The sequence below is a fragment of the Corallococcus sp. CA041A genome (assembly GCF_003612075.1).
In the GTDB taxonomy this organism is placed as follows: domain Bacteria; phylum Myxococcota; class Myxococcia; order Myxococcales; family Myxococcaceae; genus Corallococcus; species Corallococcus exiguus.
Genome location: NZ_RAWF01000047.1, coordinates 22,968 through 42,214, shown reverse-complemented (window position 1 = coordinate 42,214; position 19,247 = coordinate 22,968). Strand labels below are relative to the sequence as shown.

Sequence of the window (19,247 nt, the reverse complement as noted above, 5' to 3'; positions counted from 1 at the left end):
CACGCGTAAGATCGTCGGCAGCGTCAGATGTGGTATAAGAGACAGGGTGGAGGGGGTGCGGACGGTCATGGTGTACGATTCCAGGAATAGTGGATAGCTGGTGCTTTCGCGATTATCGGCGGCGTGTGCGGGAAGTTGTGTGCCGGGAGTGAAACGAAACCGCCCCGACATCCGGCGTGGGGGCCGGGCATCGGGGCGGCGTCTTCGTCCGGTGCTACTCGAAGAAGGCGGGTGTCCCCCGCTGGAATGGCTGTCGTCCGGGCGGGCGGGTCGCCCTCTGGAGAACGTCAGCTGCCGGTGGCGCGGCGCGGCGACTCGGCGCGTCCGGCCACGTCACCCCGCACCAGCGAGTACGGGTCCAACGGGTCTCCACCCAGCGCCTCCAACGACACCAGGGTGCCCAGACCCATGCGCCGCGCGTGCTCCAACAGCAGGCGCGTCACCACGTGGTCCTCCAGCGCGTGGCCGGTGGAGTCGAACACGGTGTTGCGCTCGCGCCAGCCTTCGAACTCCTCCGGCTGCTGCACCACGGTGGCCAGGTCCGGGCCAATCTGGTCCGGGTGGAGCTGCTGACACTCGCCCTCCTGGCGCGCCTGGGCGGGAAAGTCCGGCACGACGAGGCTGCGGCGCAAGAGCGCCAGGGGCAGCTCCGCCTTGCCCGGCTGGTCCGAGCCCACCGCGTTGACGTGCGCATGCGGCTGGAGCGCGTGGCCGGAGATGACGGCCCCCGCGCCCGGGGCGACGGTGGTCGCTGTGCAGAGGATGTCCGAGCGCATCTCCAGGTCCGGCAGCAGCGTGGGCCGCACGTCCAGCCCCAGGAACGCCACGCGCCGCACGAAGGAGCGCGCCGCGTCTGGATCGATGTCGTGCACCAGCACCTGCTCCAACCGGAACACGCGGCTGAGCGCATGCAACTGAGACACGGCCTGCGCACCGCAGCCCACCAGCCCCAGCACCCGGCTGTCCGGAGACGCCAGGTAGCGGCTGGCCACCGCCGACGCCGCGCCGGTGCGCAGCGCCGTGGCGAACACCCCGTCCATCACCGCCACCAGGTGGCCCGTCTTCACGTCATAGACGCTGTGGGATGCGACGAGGGTGGGCATTCCCGAGTCACCCCGGTTGCCGGGGAGGGAGGCGGACACCCTCATGGTCAGGCTGTCCCCGCGCCGCAGGGCGGGCATCCAGCCCATCGTCCCGGAAGGCCGCGAGTCGCTCACCACTTGGAAGCCCTCCCGCTTGGGGACCTGCAGGACGGACTCGTCGAACTCCCTCAATGCCACGGTGAGTGCGTGGATGAGCTCGTCCATCAGGACGTCCAGGCCCACGCCTTCCACGAGCGCGCGTAAGTCAGTGGGGCCGAGCAGCAGGGTGCGAGGAGCCGGGAGCGTCATGTACGCGGAGTCTACGCCCCTGACAGGAATTGCAACGGGTCAGTTTTGATTGTGAATTCCTGTCTTGCTGTGGCTTTTGAATACAGGTGCAGGGAACAAGGCGGAGAAGGGGCTGTGTTGGAAGCGGGCGCCCGACATCCGGCGGACACCTAGGGGGCCCCGGCCTCGCGTCCGCCCGCCGAGCCGCTCCACCCCCAACGCCCGAGTGAACGCCTCCTTGAAGCCCCCTGTTCCCAGGACGCCCGTACTCACCACCGTCCCCGACCTGTCTCACCGCCGCACCGATGACGCGCCCGGTGCGCCCCGCGCGCGCGTCCTCCTGGTGGACGACACGCCGGCGAACCTGCTCGCCCTGGAGGCCATCCTGGAGCCGCTCGGTCAGCAGGTGGTGTCGGTGCGCTCCGGCGACGAGGCGCTGAAGGCTCTGCTGTTGGACGAGTACGCGTGCGTGCTGATGGACGTGCAGATGCCGGGGCTGGACGGCCTGGAGACGGCGCGTCTGGTGCGCACCCGCGAGCGCACGAAGCACCTGCCCATCCTCTTCATCACCGCGCTCAGCCGCGAGGCGGCCTACGTCACCCGGGGCTACGAGTACGGCGCGGTGGACTACCTGCTCAAGCCGGTGGATCCGAACATCCTGCGCGCCAAGGTGTCCGTGTTCGTGGAGCTGTACCTGCGCGGTGAGAAGCTGCGGCAGCAGGCGCTGGAGCTGGCGGAGCGCCGGCGCGTGGAGGAGGAGCTGCAACGCGCGACGGAGCTCGAGCAGCAGCTGGTGGGAATCGTGGGGCACGACATCCGCACACCGCTCGCGGCCATCCTCACCACGGCCAACGTCCAGCTGTCCCGTGAGGTGCTGCCGGACGCCCAGCGAAAGGCCTTCGAGCGGGTGGCCCGGGGCGGCGAGCGCATCCAGGGCATCGTGGATCAGCTGTTGGACTTCACCCGTGCGCGCGTGGGCGGCGGCATCCCGGTGGTGCCGGGCGCGGGCGACCTCAACGAGCTATGCCGCAAGCTCGTGGACGAGCTGCGCGCGGCGAAACCGGAGCGCTCCATCCTGTGCGACTTCGCCCGCGACAGCCTCCCGGGCGTGTGGGACCTGGACCGGCTGGCGCAGGTGGTGGCCAACCTGCTGGACAACGCGCTCAAGTACAGCCCGCGAGACACGCCCGTGCGCCTGCGCACCTTCGAGCAGGGCGTGGACACCGTCTATCTGGAGGTCCAGAACGCCGGGGCCCCCATCCCCGCGCACCTCCTGCCCACGCTCTTCCAGCCCTTCCGACGCGGCGACGGCCCGGGCCAGCGCGAGAGCCTGGGCCTGGGGCTCTACATCGCGCGCAGCATCGTGGAGGCCCACCGCGGCACCCTCCGGGTGGAATCGACCCCGGACGTCGGTACGATCTTCTCCCTGTGTCTTCCGCGTCAGGCTTTGGTTGAGACACGCGCACACTCCGCGTGCGCGGGCGTCTCCACGCCGATGACGGCGTGAGACACAAGGCCGTTCGCGTCACGGATGTTGCATTGCAGTGGTGGCTGATTACTCCACATAAAAGGCATACAACAATCCATCCACATCAAAACCTCTCATAAGATGAGGCAAGCATGTGGAGGGTTTGCTACAATGCCAGACGCCCGGGAGGCAGTCCGTCCGGGCGTGAAATGTGTCCGCTTTGGGGAGGGTGCGCGACAAATGAACGACAACTCGACGTGGATTCCCGTGGAAGGAAGCGACCCGATTCGTGCGTGGGTGCGACGCCCCGCCTCTGGAACGGGTCCGGCCCTGCTGCTGCTGATGGTGGAGGCGTTCGAGGGAAACGCCCACCTGAAGCTGATGGCCGAGCGCTTCAGTGAAGAGGGCTACGTGGTGGTGGTGCCCGACCTCGCCTCACGAGGAGAACCGGAAGAGGTGGACCTGAAGCCGGTGGTGGCCTGGGCGCGCTCGCTACCGGAGGTGGTGGGACTGCGGGGCAAGAAGCAGGTCGGCGCGCTGGGCTACGGGCTGGGTGGGACGCTGGCCGCGCAGCTGGCGGCGCACGCGCACGTGGACTGCGCGGTGGCCTACTGCGCGCCCGGCATGGAGGACGTGCTCGCGCAGGGCGGTGAGAACGCGGCCCCCATGGTGGTCCACTACGCGGAGTGGGACGGCTTCGTGCCTCCGGCCGCGGTGGCGCGGGTGAAGCAGCACGTCAGCGTCGACGTGGAGCTGTACGTGTACCAGGGCGTGCGCCACGGCTTCTTCCGCGAGGGCTCACCGGCCTGGAACCGGCCCTCGATGATGACGGCGCACACGCGCACCCTCGCGCTGCTCAAGCGCGTGATGGGGCCGCGCTACGACCTGGCCGCGCTGTGGGACAAACACACGGAGCTGGAGTTCGCCGCCCGCGACGCGGACGCGACCATGAAGACCATGGTGTCGCACCCGTACGTCAACAGCGTGCCGGTGATGACGGGTGGCGTGGGCGCGGAGTACCTGCACCGCTTCTACGAAAACCACTTCGTGCACGCCAACCCCAAGGACACGAAGATGACCCTGCTGTCGCGCACCGTGGGCGCCGACCGCGTGGTGGACGAGTTCATCTTCAGCTTCACCCACGACATCGAGATGGACTGGATGCTCCCCGGCATCCCGCCCACCGGGAAGTACGTGGAGGCGGCCTTCGTCGCGGTGGTGAACTTCCGCGGCGACAAGCTCTACCACGAGCACATCTACTGGGATCAGGCCGCCGTGCTCGTCCAGCTGGGCCTGATTGACCGCAAGGGCCTGCCCGTCACCGGCGCCGAGGCCGCGCGCAAGCTGCTGGATGAGACCCTCCCGTCCAACACCCTGATGGAGAAGTGGGACGAGAGCGCGCCGTCCAACAACCGCAAGGCCGGCTGACTCAAGCCGGGATGACGCCCGCGCCCCGGGTTCGTCGCTACCCAGGGCGCGGTGTCTGACTTTCACGGGCTTTCGATGCGCGGAGCCATTGCGCCGGCTCCTCTGGGATGTCCACAATGCAGCACCTCGCTGGATGGTCCAGAGGGGCTACGTTTCCCAGACTTCCTCTGGATTTGGCGCCGCTCCCGGATGCGACTCTCCCTTTCGCAGAAGCTCACGCTGGCGCCGCTGTTGGTGGCGCTGTTCTTCACTGTCCTCTTCTTCGGCTACCTCATCCCGCGCGTCAGCTCCGCCTTCGAGGCGCAGGGCCGGGACGTGGGAGGCGCGTTGCCCGCGGCGCTGGCGGCCACGCTGCCCGCGGCGATGCCCGGGGGCCAGACGGAGGCGCTCCAGGCGGTGCTGGATCAGGCGGTCCGCCACCACCAGGTGGCCTACGTGGCCGTCTTCGATGGGACGGGGCAGCTGCGCGCGGTGGCGGGCGAGTACGCCACCGCGATGCGGGAGCTGCGCGACCGGCTGGCGCGCGCGCAGGGTGAGGCGACGTTCTACGTGCGGGACGCGGAGCTGTTGGACGTGAGCTCGCGCTTCGCGAACGGCGCGGGCACCGTGCACGTGGGCTTCAACCGCACGTCGGCGCGCGCGCAGGTGCGGGCCATCACCACCGGGGTGAGCGTGGTGATGGTGCTGGCGCTCGCGCTCTTCGTCGTCGTGGGCATCGTGCTGGCGCGCCGGGTGGCGGCGCCGCTGGTGCAGCTGACGGCGGCCGCCCAGCGCATCGCGGAGCACGGCGACCTGCGCGAGACGGTGCGCGTGGAGGGCTCGGACGAGGTGGCCCAGCTGTCAAAGGCCTTCTCCCTGATGGTGTCCAAGGTGAAGGACCTCTTGCAGCAGCTGCAGGGCTCGTCGGACCTGCTGCGCGGCTCGGTGGACCACCTGAACGACTCCGCGGGCCGGCAGAACGAGATGGTGTCCCGCCACGCCGCCGCGCTGCAGGAGACGCAGGTGACGGCGCAGGAGATCCGCCAGACGTCGGTGGTTGCGTCGCGTGCGGCGGAGACGGTCATCGACGTGGCGGAGCGCGCGGAGGTGCTGGGCAAGACGGGCGAGATCGCCATCACCGAGAGCATCGAGGGGATGGTGGCGCTGCGCGCGCAGGTGGAGCAGATCGCCGAGCGCATCATGGCCCTGGGCGAGCGCACCGAGCAGATCTCCGGCATCACGGAGACGGTGAAGGACCTGGCGGACCAGTCCCACCTGCTCGCGGTGAACGCGGCCATCGAGGCGGCGCGCTCCGGGGAGCACGGCAAGGGCTTCGCGGTGGTGGCCCGGGAGATTCGCGGCCTGGCGGACCAGTCCATCCGCGCGACGAACCAGGTGCGCGGCATCCTGGCGGACATCAGCACCGCCATCTTCGCCACGGTGGAGATCACGGCCGCGGGCACGCAGCGCATGGAGACGGGCCTGGCCCAGGTGCGCACGTCCGGGGACACGCTGCGCCAGCTGTCCTCCATCGTGCGGGACAGCGTGGTGTCCGCCCGTCAGATTTCGCAGACGGTGAACCAGCAGGCCACCGGCATCGAGCAGATCTTCACCGCCGTGAACGAGCTCAACACGGTGATGGGCGACACGGTGAAGCGCATCGCCACCACCAGCGAGTCCGCCGTGTCGCTCAAGCTCCTGTCGGAGCGCGTGGCGGCGATGGTGCGCGACTACCGGCTGTAGCCGGGCGGAGGCGGGGCGTAAACCGCTCCACCACCTGGGCCACGGTGCGCGTGGTGGCGGCGCCGGGTTCGTTCACCCGGGCCGCGAGGAAGGCGGCCCCCAGCCGGGCCACCGCCGACACGACGAAGAGCACGTGCAGGTTCACCCAGAGGTGGCCGCCCAGCATGAACTGCTGGGGCACGCGCGCCGCCAGCGCCCCGCCCAGGGCCGCCGCCGCCGCGTAGGCCAGCCCGCCCGCGGTGGCGAAGGCCGCCAGGTAGAAGGGCCGGCCGCGGCGCGGCGCCACCGTCAGGGGCAGCGCGAAGATGGCCAGGCCGTGGCCGCTCCACAGCGCGCCCGCCAGGAGCACGTCGAACAGCAGCGGCCAGAGCGTCCCCGCGGAGGGCAGCAGCCACAGCATGGGGATGGCGCTGATGCCCAGCGAGCAGAGCATCAGCACCGGCTGTGCGCCCAGCTTGTCGATGGCGCGGCCCCACAGGGGCGCCGTCAGCACGCGCACGCCCGCCACCGCCGCCGCGTGCAGGGCCATGATGACGAAGGTCATCTTGAGGTTCTGCAGGCTGTGCAGCGCGAAGAAGGGCGCGGACACGCCCACCGCCGCGTTCCACGCCACCTGGTACAGCAGCACCCGCCGGGCCCCGTCGTCCTTCCAGGGCAGGAGCGCCGCCTTGAGCTCCAGCTTCGGCGAGCTGCCCGGGGGCGCCGGGTCATGCTGCGCGGCCATCATCAGCGTGGTGACGACGCCCATGACGCACGCGGCGAGCGCCAGCAGCGGCAGCGCCATGCCCACCCCATCCAGCCCCTTCAACCGGTCCATCAGCAGGCCCGCGGTGAGCGACGCGCCCGTGCCCATCAGCGTGGTGAGCGCGGTGCGCTTGCCGAAGAAGCGGCCCCGCACGGCGCCCGGGACGAGCTCTCCCATCCATGCCACCCATGCGTTGTTGCCCACCACCGCCAGCAGCGCGGACGCCCCGGCCACGGCGAGCAGCAGGTGCTGCTGCCCTTCCAGGGACAGGCCCAGCCACGGCAACAGCGCCATGGGCAAGAGGGCCAGCCGGGACAGGCACACCGCCGTCAGCGCCACCCTCCGGTGGCCGAAGCAGAGGGTGAGCCACGCGGCGGGGAACTGCACGAACTGCGCGAAGAACGGCAGCGCCGTCATCACGCCCACCAGGAAGGGGCCCAGCTTCAGCGCGATGGCCCACGCGGTGAGCACGGTAGGACCCGCGCACGCGGTGAACACCTCCGCGAACATCCCCTCCACGATGGAGACCTTCAGCGACGCACGGAGGCGCCGGTGCAGGGGCGGGCCGCGGTGGCCATCCAGGGGCGGAGGGGCCCCCAGGAGGGGCGCGGACGCGCCGGGCAGCGAGGCGCCAGGGCGGAAGAGCGGGACGCCGGTGGCGAGGGAAGCGAAGCTCTGGACGAGGCGGCGACGGAAGGCGGCGGACACTGCGATTCGTTTCCCACGGCCTCGCATTCCCTCTCAATCGGACCTCCAAGGACTCCACCGAGCCCGGCCGGACACCAACCGGGCTTATTCGTCGCTTTCCGCTGACTGTCCGCTCGCTTGGAGGGCAGAAGGGATTTCGGTGCAGTTCACGCGGTCTTGAACTATATGAACGGCCCGGAAGGAGACCGCGCACATGGATGTCGCTCACGAGCTGACGGAGTTTCTGGGGCAGGTGGAGCAGCGTCTGACCGAATTGCTCGCGGATGGCGACGTCGGCCCGGACGTGAAGGGTGACACGCTGATGGATGCGGCGCGCCACCTGTGCCTGGGGGCCGGGGGCAAGCGGGCCCGCCCCATGCTCGTCCGCCTGTTCGGTGGCGTGGTGGGGGTGCCGGCCGCACGGCTGGTGGATGTGGGTGTGGCGGCGGAGATGATCCACTCGGCCAGCCTGCTGCATGACGACGTGGTGGACGCGGGCATGTTCCGCCGGGGCCGCCCGACGGTGAACGCGCGCTGGGGCAACATCGTCGCGGTGATGAGCGGCGACCTCATCCTGTCCACGGCGCTGTCGCGGCTGTCCCTGCTGGACGCGCGACTGGTGCAGAGCGGCCTGGCCATCGTCACGGAGATGACCCGCGCGGCCATCGCGGAGGTGGAGGCGCGCGGCGACATGAACCTGCCGCTCACCCGGCTGCGCTACATCGCCGAGGGCAAGACGGGGTCGCTGTTCGGCTGGTGCGGCAAGGCCGCGGCGACGCTGGGGGAGCAGCCGGAGGCGCAGGCGCGCTTCGACGCCTTCGGCCGGCACCTGGGCGTGGCGTTCCAGATCGCCGACGACATCCGCGACATCCTGGGCACGGACGTGGGCAAGCCCCGGTACGCGGACGTGCACTCGCGCACGCCGTCGCTGCCCATCCTGCTGGCGGTGTCGCGGGACGAGTCCCTGCGCCGCAAGCTCAAGGACGCGTGGGCGTTCTCCGTCATCACCCCGGAGCGCACCCGGGAGATTGGCGCCGCCATCGAGGCCGCCGGCGCGGTGGAGGCGTCCATGGAGATGATGAACGTCGAAATCGAAGCGGCGCTCGACAAGCTGGGGCCCTTCGCGAACGACGCCGCGGGTGCGGAGCTGATGAGCTGGGCGCACCGGCTGTCGGAGGGCATCGCGGAGCAGGTGAAGGGACGCGCTGCATGAAGGGCTACCTGTGGACGGGGGGGGATCCCGGGAGCCAGAAGACCGTCGCGCCGCCGGAGAATGGACGGCTGGCGCCATGGGAGGCCATCGCCGTGGAGGCGGTGGGCAACGTCATCGAGTTCTGGGGCTTCAAGCGCAACCAGGGCCGCGTGTGGGGCCTGCTCTACCTGCGCGGCGAGCCGCTGACAGCCGGTGAGATAGAACGCGAGCTCGACCTGTCCAAGGGCGGCGTGTCCATGCTGCTGCGCGACCTGGAGCAATGGGGCGTCATCCAGCGGGTGCGCGTGCCGCGGGACACGGTGTGGCGATACGCGGCGGAGACGGACCTGGTGCGGATGGTGACGCACGTGGTGGAGGAGCGCGAGGCGGCCTTCGTCACCCGCATCCGCGCGGACCTGTCCGAAGCGCGCCGGCTGGCGGAGGGTGCTGCCGGCGTGCAGGCGGAGAAGCTGCGGCGGCTGGAGCGCATGGCCGTGCTGGCCGACCACGTGGAGCGCGCGCTGCGGCTGTTCATCAAGACGTCCCGCCTGGACGTGGGCGGGGTGCTGGGCGCGTTCCGCGACGGCGCCCTGTCGCGCGGCAAGGGCGAGCGGTAGAGGCGGGAGGACACACAATGGATTCGCACTACGACCAGGTGATGAAGGCGCGCGAGCAGGCGGACGCGAACGCGCCCCGGCGCTACTTCGCGTACTCGACCATCCTGGACCGGGCCGCCTTCGAGGAGTGGAGGCAGCAGCACAGCTACGGCTTCTTCGACCTGCCGGAGGGCCAGCTCGCCGAGGCGCTGGACGTGGACCTTGTCTACGACTTCCCGTCGCGCTGGTGGGGCGGCCGGGTGGCGGGCCTGACGGACGCGCCGGGCGCGCGCGTGTACGGGCGGCTCTTCGAGATCCCCGGCAAGGACTGGCCCATCGTCCAGCACAAGGAGGGCTTCGTCACCAGCATGTGCGTGGAGCGCACGGTGCGCGTGCGCGTGGATGGCCAGGAGGTGGAGGCCACCGCGTTCGTGACCAACCCGCGCCGTGCGTCGTCGGACGGGCCGGTGAGCCCGCGCTTCGTGGAGGCGCTGGTGCGCGGCGCGAAGAGCGCCGGGCTGCCCGCGGACTACGTGGAGAAGCTGGCGCGCGGCGAGTCGCGCTGAGTCGCTCGCCGCCGGGCTACGGCCGGGCGGTGGGGGCGATGCGATAGAGAGCACCGGCGGCGTCGTCGCTGACGATGAAGCCGCCGCCCGGGGCCAGGGCCACGTCCACCGGCCGGCCCCACACGCTCAGGTCCGGGTTCTTGAAGCCCGTGACCAGGTCCACCTCCTGCATGGGCTGGTGCGTGGCCAGGTCCCACGGGAAGACGGTGACCTTGTAGCCGGTCCGCTCCGTGCGGTTCCACGAGCCGTGGTAGGCGACCAGCGCGCCGCGCTTCCACTCCGGATTGAGCTCCCCATGGTCGAAGAACGTCAGGCCCAGGGGCGCCGAGTGCGCCTGGATGCCCTGGTCCGTCTTGTCCAACGCGGCGCAGTCCGCCTTGGCGCCGTCCCGGTTGAGGTTGTAGTCGCGGTCCAGGGGCATGTGCTTCAGGCCGCTGGGGGAGTCCGGGTTGGAGTTGCAGAAGGGCCAGCCGTAGTGGCCGCCCTGCCGCACGGAGGTGAGTGCCTCTGGCGGGTGGTTGTCCACGTACTCCGGAATGACCTTGCCGTACTTCCCGGTGCCGTCGTCGAACGGGTAGGGCGTGTTGTCGCGGTTGTTGACCGCCACCCACAGCGTGTCGGTGCCCGGCTCCCACGCAAGGCCCTCCGCGTTGCGCAGGCCCCGGGCGAACAGCTCGCGTGAGCCGCCGCTCCAGTCCCACCGGTAGATGGCGCCGCGCAGCGGGTCGCTGGTGGTGTCGCTCAGGCACACGTTGCAGGTGGACGCGATGGCCACGTACACGCGGTGCTGTGAGTCCACCGCCAGGTTCTTGAGCTCGTGGCCGTAGGCGCCGTGCAGCTCCGGGAGGGATGCGTCCGGCAGTCCCGTGACGACCGCCTCCACCGTGCCGCGCACCGTCTCACCGGGCGTCCAGCGCGAGCGCGTGACGCGGTCCTTCTCCGACAGGAAGACCCACACCTGCCCGTCGCGCTCGTGGAAGACGAGGTCGTGGGGCCGGCCCAGGCCGCCTGCCCACTCTGTCACCTCCGGCGCCTGGCCCTCGCGGGGGCGCACCTGCATCACCTTGTTCTGGCCGGGAACGGAGACGAGCAGCGTGCCCTCCGGCGAGAATGCGATGAAACGCGCGCCCGGCACCCGCGCCCAGACCGCTACGGACATGCCTGCTGGGATGTTCAGGGAGTGCGGCACATCGAACGGAGCGCCCCTCATGCCCTCCGGAACCTGGACCTGGGCCGCCTGGAGGTTCCAGGAGACAGGTTGCTGACCCGCGTCCACCACGCCTGAGTCCCGGAGCGAAAGGGAGGGCTCCGGGGCGTTCGTCGAGTTGGACTTGCAGCCGGCCAGGAGGCACGCCAGGCCCAGGAAGGTCGTCAGCACGAGGGGTCGCCGCATGGTCGTCTTTTCCTAACCGCGTTCTCCGACTGCACGCGACCTGAACAAACCTTCAGCCGTTTTTCCCGTCGCCCCGAGCACCCCTGCACAGGCCTGAACAAACCTTCAGGGAGTTTCGCCGCGTCGGAAAGGATCGTGCCTACATGAACAAAAAGACAGTCAGTGGCACTGGCGTGAGACATGAAACAAATAAATGCAGACATATGTAATTGACTGCGATGCTTGTCTTTGTCTGGTGTTTTAATGTCTGTCTTTGAGGTGTTGACCACCGGTCTCCGGATCAGAACGGGGTGGACCGGGCTTGACGGCGGAAGGGCGTTGTGGCTTCATGATTTTGATTTCGATAATCAAAATCATCTGGAGAACGCGATGCTCGGTCAGGGATGCTGCAGGGCGGTGCTGGCGCGAGGCCCGTGCGCTGAAGTGACGCGGTGCAGCTGTGGGCACATCCACCTGGCGGTGGGGCCGGTGACGCTGCGCCTGGAGGAGGACGTCCTGCGCGCGCTGGGTCACACCCTGGTGGAGGCCATCCACCAGTTGGAGATGCCGCACGCGCCCGCGCACGAGGCGGAAGCGCAGGAGCCGGCTCCCGCCGCCGCCCACGGGGCGCCCACCGGCGGGTGGAAGCAGTGAGCACCGTCCGGGGGACGATCCGCTGGGGCGGCTTCGAGCGCTCCGCGAGGGACAAGCGCCTGTCCTCCGCGTCCACGGCCCTCGAGGCCCTCCCGTCCACGCAGCGGCTGTCGCTGCGGCTGGAGGAGGGGACGGGGATCGCCCGGCGCCAGGCGGAGCAGTCCACCTTCCTGGAAGCGCTCTTCAACGGCACGTGGAACGGCGGCGTCTATGGCCAGTTCGTGCGGGCGCGCCATTACGTGAACCACCTGCGCCAGCTGCACGTCGTCTACGAAGCGCTGGAGTCCGTGTTGCCGGCGCTGAAGGACGGCCCGCTCACGCGCGTGCTGCGGCTGCCGGAGCTGCGGCGGGCCTCCGCGTTGCTGGCGGACCTGGACTGGTTCTGCGGCGACACGCGCACGAAGCCCTTCGCCTGCACTGAGACGCGGCTGCACGCCGAGCGGATCCGCGAAGTGGCGGCCGAGGCCCCGCACCTGCTCATCGCCCATGCGTGGGCCCGCTGCGTCCAGGACCTCTACACCGCGCCCCAGCGCTCGGAGCTCATCGCGCAGGCGTTCGAGCTGGAGAACGGCCGGGGCACGGCCTTCTACAACGCGGTGTCCGCCGCGGAGCTGCTCGCCTTCCAGAGCCGGCTGGTGGCCCGGCTGGACGAGGTGCCGCTGACGGAGGGCGAGGCCCAGGAGCTGGTCCAGGAGGCGCGGCTGGCCTTCCGCATCCAATCGCTCATCTGCGACGAGCTGGCTCGGGACGCACCGGAGCTGGAGGGGCTGGGCGGTACTCCTGGGTAGGGTTGCCGCGAACCCACGGAGGAGGTGGTCCGACCCACCGGCCCGCCTCCTCGCCTGGGAGGGCGATGTGCCGTTTCGTGACAGGCACGTTAGGATGGCGGAACGTGACACTCCAGATGACCTCTCACATCGATCGCCGCGCTTTCCCCCGCATCCACGCGCCCCTCTATTCGCGCCCCGCGCGCATGAAGGTGGGCGAAAAGAAGCAGGTGCTCGACGTCAGCCTCGGGGGCGCGCGCATCTACTCGGATGATCCGCAGGACGTGGGCTCGCGTCTGGATCTGGAACTGTTCCTTCCGGACGGCAGCTCGCTGGAATGTACGGCGCGCATCGTCTGGGCCATCAAGTTACCCAAGGACGCCGTGGCCCGCTTCGAGGTGGGCCTGTCCTTCACCGACGTGCCAGAGCCCGTCCTGGCACGTCTGAAGACCGTCCTCGTCACGGACGAGGGCTAGACGGCGCTACTTCGAAGACGCGCTGTCCAGCTCGCGCAGGTCGTCCGCTTCCAGCTTCAGGGAGAAGGCCCCGAGCAGCTCCTTCACCTGCGGCACGGACGTGGCGCTGGCGATGGGCGACACCACGGTAGGCCGCGTCTCGAGCCACGCGAGCGCCACCTGTGACGGCGTGGCACCCCGGCGCTCCGCCACCTTCTTCAGCGCGGCGACGACGCCCCAGCCCTGCGCGTTGCCGTACTTCTTGAGCACGTTGCCCGCGCGCGGTGACGCCGGAGCCGGCTGCCCCTCCTGGTACTTGCCGGTGAGGAAGCCCGCGGCGAGCCCGAAGTAGGGCGCCACGGCCAGGCCTTCCTTCTCACTCACCTGCTGGAGCGCACCCTCGAACTTCGGACGCTCGACCAGGTTGTACTCCGGTTGGATGACCTGGTAGCGCGCGAGCCCCAGCCTCTTCTGTGTGTCCAGGGCCTCCTGCGCGCGCTCCGCGGTGTGGTTGCTCAGGCCCAGCGCCTTCACCTTGCCCGCCTTCACCAGCGCGTCGAAGGCGCGGAGCGTCTCCTCGAAGGGCGTGTTCGGGTCGTCGTAGTGCGCGTAGTACAGGTCGATGCGTTCCACGCCCAGGCGGCGCAGGGACGCGTCCACGCTCTTCTCGATGTGCTCGCGCGTGAGGCCCTTGCCCAGCGCCGTCTCCGCGCCGACCTTCGTGGCCACCACCAGGCGGTCCTTCGCCTTGCGCGAGGCGATCCACTTGCCCAGCACCGTCTCCGACTCGCCGCCCACGTGGCCGGGGATCCACCGCGAGTACACGTCCGCGGTGTCCACGAAGTTGCCGCCGCCCTCCACGAACGCGTCGAGCACGGCGAACGAGGTCGCCTCGTCCGCCGTCCAGCCGAAGACGTTCCCGCCCAGACACAGCGGGAACACCTCCAGGCCCGACGTTCCCAGCTTCCGCTTCGCCGCTGCTCCTGCCGCCATGCCCCAAATCCTTCCGGTGAGGCCGGGGCGTGCTACCCCGGCGTGAACCACACCACCGACAGCGGGGGCAGGGTGAGCGTCGCGGACGCGGGCTGGCCGTCCCAACCCGTGGGCTCCGTGTGCACCTGGCCCCGGTTGCCCATGCCGCTGCCGCCGTACTCCCCGGCGTCGGTGTTGACCAGTTCCACATAACGGCCGTGGAGCGGGAAGCCCACGCGATAATCCTCGCGAGGCACCGGCGACATGTTGGCCACGCACACCACGTGACGGCCGGGCGTGCGCGAGCGGCGCACGAAGGCCAGCACGTTCGCCGCGGACGCGTCCGGCTGCAGCCACTGGAAGCCCATGGGCTCGCTGTCCGAGTCGTACAGCGCGGGCAGGTCGCGGTAGATGCGATTCAGGTCGCCCACCAGGTTCTGGATGCCCTTGTGGCCCGGGTCATTGAGCAGGTGCCAGTCCAGGCTCTTGTCGTGGTTCCACTCCGCTGGCTGGCCGAACTCGCCGCCCATGAAGAGCAGCTTCTTGCCCGGGTGGGCCCACATCCACGCGAACAGCGCGCGCAGGTTCGCGCGCTTCTGCCACGCGTCGCCCGGCATGCGCCCGTAGAGGCTGCCCTTGCCGTGGACCACCTCGTCGTGGCTCAGCGGCAGCATGAAGTGCTCGCTGAACGCGTACAGCAGGCCGAAGGTGAGCTGGTTGTGGTGGAACTGTCGGTAGACGGCGTCCTTGGAGAAGTACGACAGCGTGTCGTGCATCCAGCCCATGTTCCACTTGAAGTGGAAGCCCAGGCCGCCCTCGCTGACGGGCTGGGACACCTTGGGCCACGCGGTGGACTCCTCCGCGATGACCACGACGCCCGGGTGCTTGCGGCGGATGGTGTCGTTGAGCTCGCGCAGGAACTGGATGGCCTCTTCGTTCTCGCGGCCGCCCCAGCGGTTGGGGACCCACTCGCCGTGCTTCCGGCTGTAGTCCAGGTAGAGCATGGAGGCCACCGCGTCCACGCGCAGCCCGTCGATGTGGTACTCCTCCAGCCAGAACAGCGCGTTGGCGATGAGGAAGTTGCGCACCTCGTTGCGGCCGAAGTTGAAGACGAGCGTGCCCCAGTCCGGCTGCGAACCCTGGCGTGGATCCGAGTGCTCGTAGAGGGACGTGCCGTCGAACTGGCCCAGCGCATGACTGTCGCGCGGGAAGTGGCCCGGCACCCAGTCCACGATGACGCCGATGCCCTCCTGGTGCAGGTAGTCCACCAGGTAGCGGAAGTCGTCCGGGTGGCCGAAGCGCGAGGTGGGCGCGTAGTAGCCACCGACCTGGTAGCCCCAGGAGCCGCCGTAGGGGTGCTCGGACACGGGCAGCAGCTCCACGTGCGTGAAGCCCAGCTCCTTCGCGTAGCGAGACAGCTCCGGCGCCAGCTCGCGGTACGTCATGGGCCGGTCGCCGTCCTCCACCACGCGGCGCCAGCTGCCCAGGTGGACCTCGTACACGCTCCACGGGTGCTGGGCCGCGTCCACGTGCTTCTCGCGCGTCTCCAGCCACGCGCTGTCGCCCCAGGCGTAGCGCTGCAGGTCGTGCACCACGGACGCGGTGGCGGGCGGCGTCTCCGTGCGGAAGGCGAAGGGGTCCGCCTTGAGCAGCGGGCCGCCGCCGTGGCCGGGCCGGATTTCGAACTTGTAGCGGGTGCCCTCGCCGACCTCCGGGACGAACAGCTCCCAGATGCCGGAGGACCCCATGCGCCGCATGGCGTGCAGGCGGCCGTCCCAGCCGTTGAAGTCACCCACCACGGACACGCCCCGGGCGGTGGGGGCCCAGACGGCGAACGACGTGCCCTTCACACCGTTGTGGTGGATGAGGTGCGCGCCCATGCGCTCCCAGAGCCGCTCGTGGCGGCCCTCGCCGGCGAAGTACAGGTCCATCTCCCCGATGGTGGGCAGGAAGCTGTACGGGTCGCGCAGCGTGAAGACCTTCTTGCCCGGGTACTCCACCTCCAGCAGGTACCCGAAGGGCTCCGTGCGGCCGTTGATGCGCGCCTCGAAGACGCCGCCGGTGCGGTGCTGCATGGGCACCTTGCCCCCGAACTCCGGCAGGACGTGGACGGCCACGGCCTCCGGGCGGTAGGCGCGCACCACGACCGCGTCGCCGTCCGGGTGGACGCCCAACATGGAGTGGGGCTCCGGGTGGCGCAGCTCCACCACGCGTTGCAGCTCCGCGTCCACCTGTGCTCTGTCCGCAGGCTTCCTCACTGGGCATCCTCCATCCGCAACAGGGCCTCGACGGGGATGCGCACCCAGTCCGGCCGGTTGGCGAGTTCGTAGCGCACTTCGTACAACAGCTTCTCCAGTTCGAAGGCGCGCAACATCACGTTGAAGGCTTCATCGTTGTCGGGCAGGAAGGTGGCGCCGCGCGTCGCCTGGCGGTAGCCCTCCAGGAACGCGTCGCGGGTGGGGCCCACGCGCCCGCGCGGCTGGCCGCCCTCCAGCGACACGGTGGCCTCCGCGTAGTCGAACGAGCGGATCATCCCCGCCACGTCGCGCAGCGCGCTGTACTTCTCACGGCGCGCGGTGAAGGAGCGGGACGGCTCGCCCTCGAAGTCGAAGAACAGCCACTGGCCCTCCGAGCGCAGCACCTGGCCCAGGTGCAGGTCGCCGTGGATGCGGATCTTCTGGCCGGAGGGCGCCACCTGCGCCAGCCGCTTCGCGTACGCGATGAGGCCGTCGCGTTTGTTCTCCAGGTCCGCGTGCAGCCGGCCGGCGTCCGCCAGCGTCACGCCCAGCTCGCCCACGATGGACGCGCTCCAGCGCTGCAGGTCCTCCTGGAGCAGCGGCTCCGGGGAGAACGCCAGGTCCTCCGGCTCCGCGGAGGCGAACGCCTTGTGCAGCTCTCCCAACCGCGCGCCCAGGTCTCGCATGTCCCCGAGGAAGCGCTCGCTTAGCGCCTTTTCCTGGCGCAGCCGCTCCAGCGTGTACTTCCAGCCGTCCACGGCGTCAGGCACGAAGCGGTGCGCCAGCGCGAGCGTCGCGCCCGCGGGGCCCTCCAGGTTCAGCGCGCCCACCAGTTGCGGCGTCGCGCGGAAGGACGTCTTCGTCGCGAGGAAGCGGCCCACCTCGTATTCGGGGTTCACGCCGGCCTCCAGCTTGCGGATGACCTTGACGATGACCCGCTCGCCCAGCACCAGCGAGGTGTTGCTCTGCTCCACGTTGAGCCGGCGCACGGAGAGCGGATCCGGCAGCGCCACGCCGCTGTCCGTGGAGGCGATCCATTCACCCACCACGCGGCCGGAGCCGGACACCACCTGCCGGCCCTCGCGCGCGAGGTTGAAGACGGCGCGCACGCAGTCGTCATCCTCCAGCGCGCTCACCAGTCCGTCGGCCGTGTGCCGGACCTGGAGCTGGTAGCGCTCCGGATTTCCCAACTCGTAGACGACTTCGATGATGGCCAGGGTGAAGGAGCACGTGCCCAGGTCCATGTTCACGTGGTCCGCCACGCTGACACTTTTGATGGGCCACGCCTTGCCGGCGAACCAACGTTGGGCCTTGAGGAAGTCTGGCAGCTTGGTCAGGTCCAGGGGGGTCACGCGGGGTTACTCCTTCGCCTGCAGCGGCTTGTCCAACCGGAACCACAGGAACATGTAAGGCCCCATCGACAGCTGATAGGGCAGGTCGCTGATGCGGGGGAATGGCGTCTCTCCAATCAACTCCACGGGGATGCTGCCTTCGAACTCGCGCAGGTCCAGCACGCCCGGCTGCGCGAAGCGCGACAGGTTGCACACGACGAGCACCGTCTGGCCCTCCCACTCCCGCACGAAGGCCAGCACCTTGCGGTTCTCCGTGGTGAGGAAGCGCAAGGTGCCCATGGCGAACACGGGGTAGCGCTGGCGGATGCCAATCATCCGCTTCACCCACTGGAGCAGGCTGGACTTCTGCCGCTCCTGGGCCTCCACGTTGATGGACTGGTAGCCGTAGACGGGATCCGCGATGACGGGCGCGAAGAGGCGCGCGTAGTCCGCGCGGCTGAAGCCCGCGTTGCGGTCGCCGGTCCACTGCATGGGCGTGCGCACGCCGTTGCGGTCGCCCAGGTAGATGTTGTCGCCCATGCCAATTTCGTCCCCGTAGTAGAGGACCGGCGTGCCGGGCAGGGTGAAGAGCAGGCTGTGCATCAATTCAATGCGGCGCCGGCCGTTGTCCATCAGCGGCGCCAACCTGCGGCGGATGCCCAGGTTGATGCGCATGCGCGGGTCGGTGGCGTACTCCCGGTACATGTAGTCCCGGTCCTCGTCCGTCACCATCTCCAGCGTCAGCTCATCGTGGTTGCGCAGGAAGATGGCCCACTGGCAGGTGTCCGGGATGTCCGGCGTCTGCTGCATGATTTCGACGATGGGCGTGCGGTCCTCGCGGCGCACCGCCATGAAGAGGCGGGGCATCACCGGGAAGTGGAAGCCCATGTGGAACTCGTCGCCCTCGCCAAAGTACACGCGCACGTCGGCGGGCCACTGGTTCGCCTCCGCGAGCAGCACCTTGTTCTGGTACTCGGAGTCGATGGTCTTGCGCAGCTTCTTCAAGAACGCGTGCGTCTCCGGGAGGTTCTCGCAGTTGGTGCCCTCGCGCTCGAAGAGGTAGGGCACTGCGTCGCAGCGGAACCCGTCCACGCCCATGTTGAGCCAGAAGCGCATGACGTCCAGCATGGCTTCCTGCACTTCGGGGTTGTCGTAGTTCAGGTCCGGCTGGTGGCTGAAGAAGCGGTGCCAGAAGTACTGCTTGGCCACCGGATCCCACGTCCAGTTGGAGCGCTCCGTGTCGGTGAAGATGATGCGCGCGCCCTTGTAGGCTTCGTCCGTGTCGCTCCAGACGTACCAGTTGCGCTTGGGGCTCTGGGGATCCCTGCGCGCCTCCTGGAACCAGGGGTGCTGGTCGCTGGTATGGTTCACCACCAGCTCGATGATGATGCGCAGTCCGCGCTTGTGGGCCTCTTCCACCAGCCGCTGGAAGTCCGCCAGCGTGCCGTAGTCCGGGTGGATGCCGTAGTAGTCCGCGATGTCGTAGCCGTCGTCGCGCAGCGGAGACGGGTAGTGCGGCAGGAGCCACAGGCAGTCCACGCCCAGGTCCTGGAGGTACGGCAGCTTTTCAATCAGGCCCGGGATGTCCCCGTGGCCGTCCCCGTTCGAGTCATGGAATGCGCGGATGTGCAGCTCGTAGATGAGCGCTTTTTTGTACCAAAGCGGATCCAGGTCCATACGCCTCT

Annotated in this window: 16 protein-coding genes; 9 read left to right on the top strand and 7 right to left on the bottom strand. The window is 69.4% G+C overall.

The window, feature by feature from the left end; translation table 11 throughout:
* Positions 1–287 precede the first annotated feature (287 nt).
* Positions 288–1,391 carry an ornithine cyclodeaminase family protein gene (locus tag D7V77_RS11120; protein WP_120576243.1) on the bottom strand — a complete coding sequence of 368 codons (1,104 nt, stop codon included), beginning with the start codon at positions 1,389–1,391 and terminating at the stop codon, positions 288–290.
* Positions 1,392–1,608: 217 nt separating this feature from the next.
* Between D7V77_RS11120 and D7V77_RS11115 the strand changes: the two genes are divergently transcribed.
* The 3 genes from D7V77_RS11115 to D7V77_RS11105 all read left to right on the top strand — a co-directional run bounded on the left by D7V77_RS11115 (position 1,609) and on the right by D7V77_RS11105 (position 5,988).
* A complete protein-coding gene (locus D7V77_RS11115; protein ID WP_233596807.1) occupies positions 1,609–2,877 on the top strand; it encodes a response regulator in 1,269 nt (422 codons plus the stop codon).
* A gap of 201 nt (positions 2,878–3,078) precedes the next feature.
* Positions 3,079–4,266: an alpha/beta fold hydrolase gene (locus tag D7V77_RS11110; protein WP_167547961.1), complete on the top strand. Its 1,188-nt coding sequence runs from the start codon at positions 3,079–3,081 to the stop codon at positions 4,264–4,266.
* Between the two features lie 189 nt (positions 4,267–4,455).
* A complete protein-coding gene (locus tag D7V77_RS11105; RefSeq protein ID WP_120576241.1) occupies positions 4,456–5,988 on the top strand; it encodes a methyl-accepting chemotaxis protein in 1,533 nt (510 codons plus the stop codon).
* Here D7V77_RS11105 and D7V77_RS11100 read toward each other — a convergent pair.
* A complete protein-coding gene (locus D7V77_RS11100) occupies positions 5,936–7,468 on the bottom strand; it encodes an MFS transporter (protein WP_120576240.1) in 1,533 nt (510 codons plus the stop codon). The two genes, D7V77_RS11105 and D7V77_RS11100, sit on opposite strands and share 53 nt — an antisense overlap.
* A 166-nt stretch (positions 7,469–7,634) precedes the next feature.
* On the opposite strand from D7V77_RS11100, the gene D7V77_RS11095 reads away from it, so the two are divergent.
* Genes D7V77_RS11095 through D7V77_RS11085 form a run of 3 tightly spaced genes read left to right on the top strand, consistent with a single transcriptional unit; the run spans position 7,635 to position 9,774 of the window.
* Positions 7,635–8,633, top strand: coding sequence for a polyprenyl synthetase family protein (locus D7V77_RS11095; protein WP_120576239.1), 999 nt, complete (start codon positions 7,635–7,637; stop codon positions 8,631–8,633).
* Entirely contained in the window at positions 8,630–9,229 is a 600-nt protein-coding gene (locus tag D7V77_RS11090) for a GbsR/MarR family transcriptional regulator (RefSeq protein ID WP_120576238.1), read from the top strand. Before D7V77_RS11095 ends, D7V77_RS11090 begins: the two co-directional genes overlap by 4 nt.
* 17 nt (positions 9,230–9,246) lie before the next feature.
* Positions 9,247–9,774 (top strand): gamma-glutamylcyclotransferase, encoded by a 528-nt coding sequence (locus tag D7V77_RS11085; protein WP_120576237.1) that lies wholly within the window; start codon positions 9,247–9,249, stop codon positions 9,772–9,774.
* A 16-nt stretch (positions 9,775–9,790) separates the two neighbouring features.
* Here the strand turns inward: D7V77_RS11085 and D7V77_RS43675 are convergent, their stop codons facing one another.
* Positions 9,791–11,167, bottom strand: coding sequence for a sorbosone dehydrogenase family protein (locus tag D7V77_RS43675; RefSeq protein ID WP_158624380.1), 1,377 nt, complete (start codon positions 11,165–11,167; stop codon positions 9,791–9,793).
* 369 nt (positions 11,168–11,536) lie between these two features.
* On the opposite strand from D7V77_RS43675, the gene D7V77_RS11075 reads away from it, so the two are divergent.
* From D7V77_RS11075 to D7V77_RS11065, 3 genes are all read left to right on the top strand, one after another.
* Complete coding sequence (locus D7V77_RS11075) at positions 11,537–11,800, top strand: hypothetical protein (RefSeq protein WP_120576236.1); 264 nt, start codon at positions 11,537–11,539, stop codon at positions 11,798–11,800.
* On the top strand, positions 11,797–12,588 hold the full coding sequence (locus D7V77_RS11070; protein WP_120576235.1) for a heme oxygenase (biliverdin-producing): 792 nt from the start codon (positions 11,797–11,799) through the stop codon (positions 12,586–12,588). Before D7V77_RS11075 ends, D7V77_RS11070 begins: the two co-directional genes overlap by 4 nt.
* Before the next feature lie 104 nt (positions 12,589–12,692).
* Positions 12,693–13,043 carry a PilZ domain-containing protein gene (locus tag D7V77_RS11065; protein WP_233596806.1) on the top strand — a complete coding sequence of 117 codons (351 nt, stop codon included), beginning with the start codon at positions 12,693–12,695 and terminating at the stop codon, positions 13,041–13,043.
* A gap of 6 nt (positions 13,044–13,049) precedes the next feature.
* Here D7V77_RS11065 and D7V77_RS11060 read toward each other — a convergent pair whose 3' ends face one another.
* The 4 genes from D7V77_RS11060 to treS are packed head-to-tail and all read right to left on the bottom strand — an operon-like array spanning position 13,050 to position 19,239.
* Positions 13,050–14,015 (bottom strand): aldo/keto reductase, encoded by a 966-nt coding sequence (locus tag D7V77_RS11060; RefSeq protein ID WP_120576233.1) that lies wholly within the window; start codon positions 14,013–14,015, stop codon positions 13,050–13,052.
* 32 nt (positions 14,016–14,047) lie between these two features.
* Positions 14,048–16,252 (bottom strand): 1,4-alpha-glucan branching protein GlgB, encoded by a 2,205-nt coding sequence (gene glgB / locus D7V77_RS11055; protein ID WP_120576232.1) that lies wholly within the window; start codon positions 16,250–16,252, stop codon positions 14,048–14,050.
* The gene (locus D7V77_RS11050; RefSeq protein ID WP_120576231.1) at positions 16,249–17,583 is read right to left on the bottom strand and encodes a phosphotransferase; all 1,335 of its coding nucleotides are present in this window, start codon (positions 17,581–17,583) and stop codon (positions 16,249–16,251) included. The genes glgB and D7V77_RS11050 overlap by 4 nt, the downstream gene beginning before the upstream one ends.
* Before the next feature lie 6 nt (positions 17,584–17,589).
* Positions 17,590–19,239: a maltose alpha-D-glucosyltransferase gene (gene treS / locus D7V77_RS11045; protein WP_120576230.1), complete on the bottom strand. Its 1,650-nt coding sequence runs from the start codon at positions 19,237–19,239 to the stop codon at positions 17,590–17,592.
* Positions 19,240–19,247 lie beyond the last annotated feature (8 nt).

Bases quoted from the DNA above. Each gene is read 5' to 3' on its own strand.
- D7V77_RS11120 (WP_120576243.1), bottom strand. From the start codon at position 1,391: ATGACGCTCCCGGCTCCTCGCACCCTGCTGCTCGGCCCCACTGACTTA.
- D7V77_RS11110 (WP_167547961.1), top strand. From the start codon at position 3,079: ATGAACGACAACTCGACGTGGATTCCCGTGGAAGGAAGCGACCCGATT.
- D7V77_RS11105 (WP_120576241.1), top strand. From the start codon at position 4,456: ATGCGACTCTCCCTTTCGCAGAAGCTCACGCTGGCGCCGCTGTTGGTG.
- D7V77_RS11100 (WP_120576240.1), bottom strand. From the start codon at position 7,468: ATGCGAGGCCGTGGGAAACGAATCGCAGTGTCCGCCGCCTTCCGTCGC.
- D7V77_RS11095 (WP_120576239.1), top strand. From the start codon at position 7,635: ATGGATGTCGCTCACGAGCTGACGGAGTTTCTGGGGCAGGTGGAGCAG.
- D7V77_RS11090 (WP_120576238.1), top strand. From the start codon at position 8,630: ATGAAGGGCTACCTGTGGACGGGGGGGGATCCCGGGAGCCAGAAGACC.
- D7V77_RS11085 (WP_120576237.1), top strand. From the start codon at position 9,247: ATGGATTCGCACTACGACCAGGTGATGAAGGCGCGCGAGCAGGCGGAC.
- D7V77_RS43675 (WP_158624380.1), bottom strand. From the start codon at position 11,167: ATGCGGCGACCCCTCGTGCTGACGACCTTCCTGGGCCTGGCGTGCCTC.
- D7V77_RS11075 (WP_120576236.1), top strand. From the start codon at position 11,537: ATGCTCGGTCAGGGATGCTGCAGGGCGGTGCTGGCGCGAGGCCCGTGC.
- D7V77_RS11060 (WP_120576233.1), bottom strand. From the start codon at position 14,015: ATGGCGGCAGGAGCAGCGGCGAAGCGGAAGCTGGGAACGTCGGGCCTG.
- treS (WP_120576230.1), bottom strand. From the start codon at position 19,239: ATGGACCTGGATCCGCTTTGGTACAAAAAAGCGCTCATCTACGAGCTG.